This is a genomic window from Intrasporangium sp. (assembly GCF_040414665.1).
Taxonomy (GTDB): domain Bacteria; phylum Actinomycetota; class Actinomycetes; order Actinomycetales; family Dermatophilaceae; genus Intrasporangium.
This window is the reverse complement of record NZ_JBEDUL010000053.1, coordinates 1-5,677: the sequence shown is the minus strand read 5'-3', so window position 1 is coordinate 5,677 and position 5,677 is coordinate 1. Positions and strand designations below refer to the sequence as shown.

Here is a 5,677-nt window from a genome sequence, read left to right as displayed (position 1 = left end):
AGCTCGGCCTCGCGCCGAAGTCTCCGCGGCGGCACTGAGTTCCAAAGACATTGGCCGTATGCCGCTGAGCTAGCTCCCAGCGCCGCCGTGACGTCGGGTTGCTGGGTCGCGTCCAGGCCGGCAACACGCAAGAGGGCCTCGGCGACATGTGGACGCGCTTCAGTCCGTGACCCAGCTCGGAGGACCGGAGGTGCGCCTCACGATCCTTTGCTTCAACCCTGGAGACAGGCCTTGAGCACGTGACCGCATGCGCAGGTCACTCGTCGCTCACCTTGCCGCAGGAGCTCGTGAACACCTAGGATTCTTGGTAGACGGCTCCTAGGGAGTCGGATAGCCAGGTCGGGACCTCCTGAGGCATATCAGGCGCCCGACCTGACGCATGTCCGCTGCCATAGCAGGCCGAGGTCGACGTGCCCGATCATGTTGTTCAGGCTGGCGTAGGCATCGTTGCGGCCGCACAGGTGATCGCCGGCAGCCCCTGCCACAGCGTCCGGCAGCCACAGCAACGGCTCCTGCAGCGGCTGCCCGTGCGAAACCCGCAACCGGCGCGAGACGAGCCGGGCGTTGCGGAAACCACCGATCCGCCTCAGGTCGTGTCGGTCCCGTACTACTGGAACGCTCGGTGGGCGAGGCGGCACGGCGGCGACTCTTCCACCGAGCGGCGACAGCCCTCAGTTTGGTGACAGGCCGGCGCGCGAACACAGGGATGGAGGGCGGAAGCAACGTGAACCGCCTCAGCAGAGCTGAGCTCAGTGGGACCGGGCGTCCCCGCGTCGGAGTGCGGCCTGGGTGGCCTGGTCCGCAGGCAGGAAGGTCTCCAGGCGCAGCTCGTCGAGGGTTGCGTCGGTCGCGGTCTCGAGCCTGGCGCTGACGCTGAAGAACCGAAGGTCTGCGCCCGCATGCTCGAGCTCCAGAGCCAACACGGGTCCGGCCGGAGCGGGCGTCCGGGGATCGAGGTCGACGTAGGACGCCGCCTCACCCGCAAGGTCGGCCAGGACTGGGTCGTGGGTGACCTCGGCGCGGGCGCGCACCTGGTGGATGAGATGGGCCGCCCACTGCGGGAGGTTGCGGATGCGCGGCGCGAGACCGCCCGGGTGCAAGCTCACCCGGATCGCGTTGACCGGCGGCTCCATCAGCTCGGGCGCGCACCCGGCGAGCAGCAGGCCCGTGGCGGCGTTGGCGTCGACGACGTCCCAGTGCTCGTCGAGCAGCAGGGCCGGGTACGGCTCGTGGGCGTCGAGCAGGTGACGCAACCCGTCCAGCACCACGCCGAGGTCGGCGTGATCGAGGCCGCGACCGCCATGTCGGGGCGCGTACCCACCGGCGAGCAGCAGCTCGTCCCGCGACCGGAGGGGGACGTCGAGCGACTCGGCGATGCGGTCGATCAGGTCCGGCGTTGGCCGCGACCGTCCGGTCTCGACGTAGCTCAGATGCCGGGTGCTGACCCGGGCCCGACCCGACAGCTCGAGCTGGCTCAGCCGGCGACGCTCGCGCCAGGTGCGAAGGAGCGTCCCGACGTCAGGTCGGACCTGGGCAGTGGCTGTCATGCGCCCGAGTCTCGCAGGGCGCAATCACCGCGGCCATGACCTCCGAGGTCATCGACGGCCCGCACCTTTGCGGGTGAACCTACCGGTGTCGGCGGATCCCGCCAGACGGCATCAGTCAGCACGACACACCACATCGGACCGACACCACCCACAGAGGAGACCCTCATGCACAACACCGACGCCACCGCCGTGGCCACCGCCTACCTGGCGACCTGGAACGCGACCGACCCGTCCGAGCGACAGGCTCTGCTGCGACGGCACTGGAGCCCTGCGGCCACCTACACCGACCCGCTCGCCGAGGTGGCCGGCCACGACGACCTCGATGCACTCATGGCCGGCGTCCACAAGCAGTTCGCTGGCTTCGTCTTCCGGTCGGTGGGCGAGGCGGATGGGCACCACCGGCAGGTGCGGTTCCAGTGGGGCCTCGGACCGGAGGGCGCCGAGCCCGTGGTCGTCGGCTCGGACGTCGTCGTGCTCGACGAGGACGGCCGCGTCGCCGACGTCCGCGGGTTCCTCGACCGGGTCCCGGCCTGAGCCCAAGTTGACCGCAACGACGAGCGAGGCCAGGGCCGAGTCCGCTCGTGACCTGGCCACGAGCGCGAGGAGCTTTCCGCTGGAACGGAGCTCAGCGGCATACGGAACAGACATCTTCCGTATGCCGCTGAGCTCGGTCACGTGTGCGGGGTTCCCTCGGGGGCAGCCGGCTGTCACGCCACCCCGCGAGGGTCCGCGTCAGGGGCGTGTTGCGAGGGCGACGCCGGCGTCCGCGGCGGCCTCCTCGGCCTCCTTCTTGAGCATGGCGGCGACCTCGGTGAACTCGTCGAGGGCGGGGTTGACGCCGACGAGCGTGAACTCGCGCTCGATGACGGTCAGGTCAGCGCCCCAGACGTCCACGAGAATGCGGCGCAGGTACTCGATGTTGTGGTCCCAGCCCTCCTTGGGCATGCCCGGGCCGTAGGCGCCACCGCGGGTGGTGAGGAGCACGACCGGCTTGCGCTGGAGGAGCTGCGCCTGCGGACCGCCGCCGATGATGGCCAGGTCGATCCACGTCTTGACGTGCTGCGAGACGCCCCAGTTGTAGAGCGGGAGGGCGAAGACGCCCGCGTCGGCGGAGCGGAGCTCGTCGGCGATCGTGGTCGCGAGGGCGAGCGCCTCGACCTGCTGCGGCGTCCGGTCGGCCTCGGGCGTGAAGCCGCCGAACACGGCGGTCTGCCACGCGTCGGAGGGCAGCGGGTGGGCGCCGAGGTGCCGGCTGACGACGGTCTCGTCCGGACGCAGGGCCGTGAACTGCTCGAGGACGCGGTCGGCGAGGGCGCTGCTGGCGGAGTTCGGGCCCTGGATGCTGGCGTCGATGCGGAGGAGGGTCATGCGGGGGTTCCTAACGCGATTGAGGAGTGCTTGAAGTATCAACTATGCCTCATTCGCGCTCAGTCTCCACACGGCGATCGACGAGGGTGCGCCAACGTGGGTCAGGGCGAGGACTGCGCTCGGGTCGGTCCCATCCCCCGGTCGCGGGCCCGGGCGACGAGCGCGGCCCGGTCCCGCACCGCCAGCTTGCCGAGGATGGAGGCCACGTGGTTTCGGACCGTCTTCTCGGACAGGAACAGCCGCGACGCGATCTCGTGGTTGCCGAGCCCGGCGGCGACGTGTCCCAGCACCTCGTCCTCCCGGTGGGTGAGCTCCGGGAAGGCCTTCCCCGGCGCCGTCGGCCGCGTGGCGTATGCCGCGATGCGGCGCCCCACCTCTGCACCGAAGACGGTGCCGCCCTCAGCGACGGCGAGGACGGCGCGGACGATCTCGTCGCGCTCGGCGCCCTTGAGCAGGTAACCACGCGCGCCGGCGCGGACCGCTCCGAGCAGCGCCTCGTCGTCAGCGTGCATCGTCAGCACCAGGACCGGCAGGTCAGGGAAGCGGATGGCCAGGGTGGCGACGGCACTGATGCCGCCCACGCCAGGCATCTCGAGGTCCGTGATGGCGACGTCGGGGCCAAGCGCCTCGACGAGCCGGCAGAGCTCCGCGCCGTCCTTGGCCTCCCCCACCACCTCCAGCTCGGCGGAGGCGGCGAGCGCCGCCCGGAGTCCGTAGCGGAACATCGGGTGGTCGTCGGCGATCACCAGTCGTACGCGGGCCGGGCTCATGCGACCGGGATCCCGATGGGCACATGGCAGAGCACGGTCGTGCCGGCCGTGCTGGATTCGATGGTGAGCAGGCCACCCAGCTCGCGAGCCCGTGCCCGCATCGACGGCAGCCCGATTCCGTCGGCCGTCGATGCGGCGGTATCGAAGCCGCTCCCGTCATCGCGCACTTCGATCACCAGCTGGCCGGTCTCGTCGCAGTCGATGCAGACGGCGATCGCTGTGGGGTTCGCATGGCGGGCGGCATTGGCGACGGCCTCACCGACGACGCGGTAGGCCGCCTGCTCCACCTGCGGGGGAAGCTCGAGGAGGTGGCCGATCCGGACGCTGACCGGGAGGTTCGCGGCGACCGACGTGACGCGCTGTCGGATCGCCTCGGCGAAGCCGTTCTCCTCCAGGGAGGCAGGGTGCAGGTCGTCGATGATCCGCCGCACCTCCGTCACGGTCCCACCAACCTCCTGGCGCAGGACGGCCGCGATCTCTTGCGCCCTCTCGACGTGGTCACTGCGCACCGCGTCCTCCAAGCCGGAGAGGCCCAGACCGATGCCGGTGAGGGCCGGCCCCAAGCCGTCGTGCAGTTCACGCCTGAGCCGTTCCCGCTCGTGGGTTCGAGCCGCGCGGGCGGCGTCGCGCTGGGCCTCGAGCTCCTCCCCGAGCCGCTGCGTGTGGATCACGGCCGCAACCTGCGCTGCGAGGGTGCGCAGCAGCCGCTCGTCCCGCGGGGTGAAGCGGTCACCGGACCACCGGTGGGAGACCTCGAGCTGGCCGACCGGCACACCGCCGACCGCGAGGTCACAGATGAGTCCAGGACGTCCCGGGTCGCCACTGGCGGAGAGCACCTGGCCACCGGCGTCCCTCACTAGGGCACCGGGAGCGTCCACCGAGCGGCGCACCGAGGCCAGCACCGCCCCGAGGAGCTCGGGGTCATCACCGGAGGTGACGTGGCTGCCGATCTCAGCCACTGATCGCAGCGGGTCGGCACGTGGCGAGGCGTCGATGCCGAGCAGGCGGTAGCGCAGCAGCGCGAGTGCGATGCTCAGCGGAAGAAGGTAGAGGCTCGCTATCTGCGCCACTTGCAGCGAGAGACTGTCGCCCAGGGAATTCGCGACGAGGATGACCACGACGCTGCCCAGGAGCCACCCGAGCTGTTGCCGCCGCGGCGCCGGTGACCGGAACATGGAGGCTGCCGCCAGCGCCCAGAGGGCGACGGCACCCACGAGAAAGACCGTGACGGGCACGAGACGGATCAGTCCCGCGTTCTCCGCCGCCGCCTCCGCCCCCGAGGCGGCGGGGTCGACCCCGCCCGTCAGTGTTGGCTGGCTCAGCGCCCACTGCACCTGGAACAGCAGCGCTCCGGCGGCGACCGTCAGCACCGGCCAGCGCCAATGACCACTCGGTCGGCGACCGTCCGGATAGATGGCGGGGAGCACGCCGAGCATCGTCATGATGCTCCAGCCCCCGACGAGGGTGAGGACCAGCCCGACGGGGCGGGCGGTCCAGTCACCGTCCGCGGCTGCCGGGCCCCACCAACCTGCTGCGGCGACCGACTCCTCCGACACGCTCAGCTGCGCGAGGGTCCCGACGACCAGCAGGACCCAGCCGACCAGGTTGCCCGGACGCAGCCATGCGAGCAGCGCCCCCGCCAGAGCCCACCCGAGACCGACCAGGGTGGCGCCCAGAGCCAGGGCCAGCGGCATCCGTTCGGAGGTGGTGAGGACCTCCCCGGAGGCGGCGAGTGCCGCGGCATACCCGTCGGCGGCAGCCCCGACGAGGCCGGCGAGCCCAGCGACCGCGAGGAGCGATGAGACCACGGCCCGGTGCGTCCACATGGCGATCAGTGTGGCGGTGGCGCGCCCGGCGCGCCACGGTCCGTGGTCCCGGGTGGCCGGGCAGGTAGCCCGGGCCATCGGGTCAGGCAGCCCTGTCGGCGGGACCGGGTCGTCGACACGCTGAAGATCCGTCCGTAACGAGAGGAACATGACATGTCCGGACTCA

General features: G+C 71.2%; 6 protein-coding genes. 1 reads left to right on the top strand and 5 read right to left on the bottom strand.

Annotated features, from left to right (window positions below; genetic code table 11):
- Positions 1 to 359 precede the first annotated feature (359 nt).
- Positions 360 to 638: a hypothetical protein gene (locus ABF401_RS05945; protein WP_353508620.1), complete on the bottom strand. Its 279-nt coding sequence runs from the start codon at positions 636 to 638 to the stop codon at positions 360 to 362.
- A gap of 111 nt (positions 639 to 749) precedes the next feature.
- Positions 750 to 1,547, bottom strand: a complete 798-nt coding sequence (locus ABF401_RS05940) for a helix-turn-helix domain-containing protein (protein ID WP_353508619.1) — start codon at positions 1,545 to 1,547, stop codon at positions 750 to 752.
- A gap of 165 nt (positions 1,548 to 1,712) precedes the next feature.
- On the opposite strand from ABF401_RS05940, the gene ABF401_RS05935 reads away from it, so the two are divergent.
- Complete coding sequence (locus ABF401_RS05935) at positions 1,713 to 2,081, top strand: nuclear transport factor 2 family protein (RefSeq protein ID WP_353508618.1); 369 nt, start codon at positions 1,713 to 1,715, stop codon at positions 2,079 to 2,081.
- Between the two features lie 198 nt (positions 2,082 to 2,279).
- Here ABF401_RS05935 and ABF401_RS05930 read toward each other — a convergent pair whose 3' ends face one another.
- From ABF401_RS05930 to ABF401_RS05920, 3 genes are all read right to left on the bottom strand, one after another.
- On the bottom strand, positions 2,280 to 2,915 hold the full coding sequence (locus tag ABF401_RS05930; RefSeq protein ID WP_353508617.1) for an FMN-dependent NADH-azoreductase: 636 nt from the start codon (positions 2,913 to 2,915) through the stop codon (positions 2,280 to 2,282).
- 101 nt (positions 2,916 to 3,016) lie between these two features.
- Positions 3,017 to 3,685 carry a response regulator transcription factor gene (locus tag ABF401_RS05925; protein WP_353508616.1) on the bottom strand — a complete coding sequence of 223 codons (669 nt, stop codon included), beginning with the start codon at positions 3,683 to 3,685 and terminating at the stop codon, positions 3,017 to 3,019.
- Positions 3,682 to 5,677 (bottom strand): GAF domain-containing sensor histidine kinase (locus ABF401_RS05920; protein ID WP_353508615.1); only part of this gene is annotated, 1,996 nt, incomplete at its 5' end. The genes ABF401_RS05925 and ABF401_RS05920, both read right to left, overlap by 4 nt.

Excerpts from the sequence above, each read along its gene's own strand:
- ABF401_RS05940 (WP_353508619.1), bottom strand. The coding sequence starts at position 1,547 with ATGACAGCCACTGCCCAGGTCCGACCTGACGTCGGGACGCTCCTTCGC.
- ABF401_RS05935 (WP_353508618.1), top strand. The coding sequence starts at position 1,713 with ATGCACAACACCGACGCCACCGCCGTGGCCACCGCCTACCTGGCGACC.
- ABF401_RS05930 (WP_353508617.1), bottom strand. The coding sequence starts at position 2,915 with ATGACCCTCCTCCGCATCGACGCCAGCATCCAGGGCCCGAACTCCGCC.
- ABF401_RS05925 (WP_353508616.1), bottom strand. The coding sequence starts at position 3,685 with ATGAGCCCGGCCCGCGTACGACTGGTGATCGCCGACGACCACCCGATG.